5 protein-coding genes and 1 pseudogene are annotated in these 3,037 nt (G+C 63.3%); 2 read left to right on the top strand and 4 right to left on the bottom strand.

Features of this window, described 5'->3' with window-relative positions:
- The 4 genes from H928_RS27465 to H928_RS0112300 all read right to left on the bottom strand — a co-directional run.
- Positions 1-403, bottom strand: a 403-nt coding sequence (locus H928_RS27465; RefSeq protein ID WP_043339842.1) for a DUF4880 domain-containing protein, incomplete at its 3' end; no start/stop codon positions are given.
- Positions 400-951: a sigma-70 family RNA polymerase sigma factor gene (locus H928_RS27470; protein ID WP_021026781.1), complete on the bottom strand. Its 552-nt coding sequence runs from the start codon at positions 949-951 to the stop codon at positions 400-402. The genes H928_RS27470 and H928_RS27465, both read right to left, overlap by 4 nt.
- A 255-nt stretch (positions 952-1,206) precedes the next feature.
- On the bottom strand, positions 1,207-1,503 hold the full coding sequence (locus H928_RS0112295; RefSeq protein ID WP_043339850.1) for an addiction module antidote protein: 297 nt from the start codon (positions 1,501-1,503) through the stop codon (positions 1,207-1,209).
- Positions 1,504-1,506: 3 nt separating this feature from the next.
- The gene (locus tag H928_RS0112300) at positions 1,507-1,821 is read right to left on the bottom strand and encodes a type II toxin-antitoxin system RelE/ParE family toxin (protein ID WP_021026784.1); all 315 of its coding nucleotides are present in this window, start codon (positions 1,819-1,821) and stop codon (positions 1,507-1,509) included.
- A gap of 246 nt (positions 1,822-2,067) precedes the next feature.
- On the opposite strand from H928_RS0112300, the gene H928_RS0112305 reads away from it, so the two are divergent.
- Entirely contained in the window at positions 2,068-2,487 is a 420-nt protein-coding gene (locus H928_RS0112305; RefSeq protein ID WP_021026785.1) for an Ohr family peroxiredoxin, read from the top strand.
- Positions 2,488-2,520: 33 nt separating this feature from the next.
- Positions 2,521-3,037 (top strand): annotated as a pseudogene (locus H928_RS0112310) (two-component sensor histidine kinase); the annotation flags it as partial.

Raw genomic sequence — 3,037 nt, forward strand, 5'->3', positions numbered from 1 at the left:
AGCTTGGCGCGCCTGATGGGCGGCGTCTCTCGCCCGCAGCGGCGCGGTGCGCTATCAGTGGCAGCGCCAAGGCTGCTGGGCCTTCAGCGCTGGGTGGCAAGCCCGCCTTCAGCGCATCCACGCCCTCTTCTGGCAACTCATCCATGCGGCCCCACACGCCTTCGGCCTGCTCCAAGGCCTTGGCATGTTCGGGGTCGCGCTCCAGCCATTCCTGCAACTCGGCCTCTTCGTCGGCGGTCAGCCCGTCCTGGCGGCGCACCATCCAGCCGATGGCCTCGACCTCCAGCGGATCCTGGCCGGCAATGAACTCGGCATAGTCGCGCGCATCCGCCGCCTCCTGGTGGGAAGCTGGCAGGGATGGGCTGGGCGCGCTGTGGCAGCGGTGGAGCTCTGGCTGGCTCATGGGCGCGGATCCTTTGTACCGGCGCCATGGCCAGCGGGCGCTGCTGCGGCAGCACGGCCATGGAAACGGTCATCACAGGCCTTGCAGACCAGGACCGCGCGGATCACATGCTGGGCCACCATATTGCGGGAGATGCCCATGTGCTCGGCCACTTGCTGGTGCGACAGGCCATCGAAGCGGTTCAAGACAAAGGCTTCACGGCAGCGCGGTGGCAGGCTCTCAATCGCCAGGTAAACCGCCCTCGCATACTGGCTGAAGGCCAGCACTTCCTCGGGCTGCAGGTGCCTGGGCGCCAGCGGCTGCTGCGCTTCGTCCAGCGCCTCCAGGCTTTGGTGGCTGCGCACCTGCTCGCGCCGGTACTCATCCGTCAGCAGATTGCGCGCCGTGCGAAACAGCAGCGCGCGCGGATCTGCCACCTGGGTGCCCGACTGCTGCACGCCAAAGAGGCGCACATAGGCCTCCTGCACCAGATCGGCCGCCGAGTCGCGGTCCTTCAAAGTGCGGGCGCAGAAGTTCAGCAGTTCTTTGTAATAAGCATGCGCAGCCACAGCGAATCGAGCCCCATCCCTTGCATTGGTATTGCCCGTCAGGTGGCAAGCAAGATGTGGCGGCCGCTGGATCTGTAGCGCGTAGCGAGACGGTAAGCCGAGCATTATAAATGCAAATGAGAATTCATCTTATTTACAGAGAGCCAGAATTGGAACACTTCATCCGCCCCCGTTCACAAGCCAACAACGCTGGGCTTGGCAGGGAAGGCGGGCATGGATGGGTCTTGTTTCTTCGGGTGTCCAGCGCGTCTGCGCCTAGGGATTGATCGGCTGCGCAACCAGGCGAACGCCGAGCGCTGCACACACACGCCAAATGGTTTCAAAGCGCGGATGGCTACCCGGACGCAGCGCCTTGTACAGCGCCTCTCGGGTCAGGCCGCTGGCACTTGCTATGTCGCCCATGCCACGCGCGCGCGCAATCACACCCAGGGCATGCGCAAGCTCGGAAGGATCTTCTTCCTCCATCACCAAGGTCAAATAGGCGGCCACCTCTTCATCCGTTTTCAAATGCTCTGCCATGTCAAAGTTGGGCAGGTCTGCAATCTTGACCATCATCTACTCCTTCTCGCCCTCTTCCGGCTCCAAAGTGGCAGCCAGCGCCTGGGCAGCAGCGATATCCGCTTGTTGGCTGGACTTGTCACCACCGCCCAGCATGACTACCACCACATCGCCACGCTGCACGTAGTACATACGCCAGCCTGGGCCAAAGTCTTCTCGCATTTCGTAAACGCCTGCGCCAACGGATTTACAGTCGCCCATCAAACCACGTGTGACCTTGTCTAAACGCTTTGCCAAGCGGATACGCGTCATCGTGTCACGCAGACCATGGAGCCAGGCATCGAATTCAACAGTGCGCTTGACGGTGAACATTTCAGGATTGTAATCGTTCGTTCACACCGACGCCAGTTTTTTCATTAGCGGCAGCACACACTCCAGACACCATGCCATCGCTCACAAGGCATGACGCGATGCGCTCGAACAAAGACTTTTGTATAGTTTTGTACACTGCCTCTCGCAGCGCTACATTCGGTCAGAAAACCCCTTTGCCAAAGCGCCGCTGGCTTGAACAATCGCTCCGTCAGTTTGACAAAACAACAGCTCCACAAGGATTTGACCATGAGCGCAGCACAAGACAAGGTTCTCTACACCGGCCGCACAACCACCACCGGCGGCCGCTCCGGCGCATCGCGCAGCGATGACGGGCATCTGGATATTCGCCTGACCCAATTCGGCACGGCGGGCACAGGCACCAACCCCGAGCAGCTGTTTGCGGCGGGCTGGTCGGCCTGCTTTATGGGGGCGATGGCCCGGGCGGCGCAGCCGCTGGGCGTCAAGCTGCCGGCAGAGCTGGCGGTCGATGCCGAGGTGGACCTGGTGCAAAACGCCGAGGGCTTTGCATTGGCGGCGCGGCTGAACGTCAGGGTACCGGGCGTTGCGCATGACCAGGCGCTGGCCGTGGTGCAGGCGGCGCACCAGATCTGCCCATATTCCAAGGCGACACGCGGCAATATCCAGGTCGATCTTTCCGTGGCCTGATCGCCCCTTGGCTCCCCACCCGGCTTGACCTCCATGCGCAGATTTTTTCAACGGCTTGTCCCTTCCACCCTGCTGGCGCGCGTCGCCTTGCTGGTTGTGCTGGGCATGGGTGTCGCCCAGCTGCTCACCTATATGGCCATTCGCCATGAGCGTGAGCAAGCGCTGATGCGGCTGATGGTCAGCGGGGTCGAGCGCGATATCGCCAGCTCGGTCGCGCTGATCGACCGGCTGCCGGCGGGCGAGCGCCAGGACTGGTTCCCCAAGCTCGAGCGCCCCAACTACAGTTTTTCTCTGGAGGGCACGGTTGGCAGCGCCGCCCCCACCGACCCGGCGCTGGCCCGCTTTGCGCAGGTGGTGGCCGATGCCTTGCAGCCCTTTCCGGTGCTGGCGATGGGGCAGCTCGGCGACCGGCCCGATGCTGTGCGCATGCAGCTGCGGCTAAGCGATGGCTCGCCGCTGTACATCGTCGCGCGCCGCGTGCCGATGCCCGTGTCGGGCTGGGTCACCTGGCTGCTCGCGGGCCAGCTGCTGGTGCTGGCGGGGCCGGCCC

Origin of the sequence: Comamonas sp. B-9, assembly GCF_000410635.1 — a bacterium.
Lineage (GTDB): Bacteria > Pseudomonadota > Gammaproteobacteria > Burkholderiales > Burkholderiaceae_C > Comamonas.

Coding starts and splice junctions, on each gene's coding strand:
- H928_RS0112295 (WP_043339850.1), bottom strand. CDS start 1,503: ATGGTCAAGATTGCAGACCTGCCCAACTTTGACATGGCAGAGCATTTG.
- H928_RS0112300 (WP_021026784.1), bottom strand. CDS start 1,821: ATGTTCACCGTCAAGCGCACTGTTGAATTCGATGCCTGGCTCCATGGT.
- H928_RS0112305 (WP_021026785.1), top strand. CDS start 2,068: ATGAGCGCAGCACAAGACAAGGTTCTCTACACCGGCCGCACAACCACC.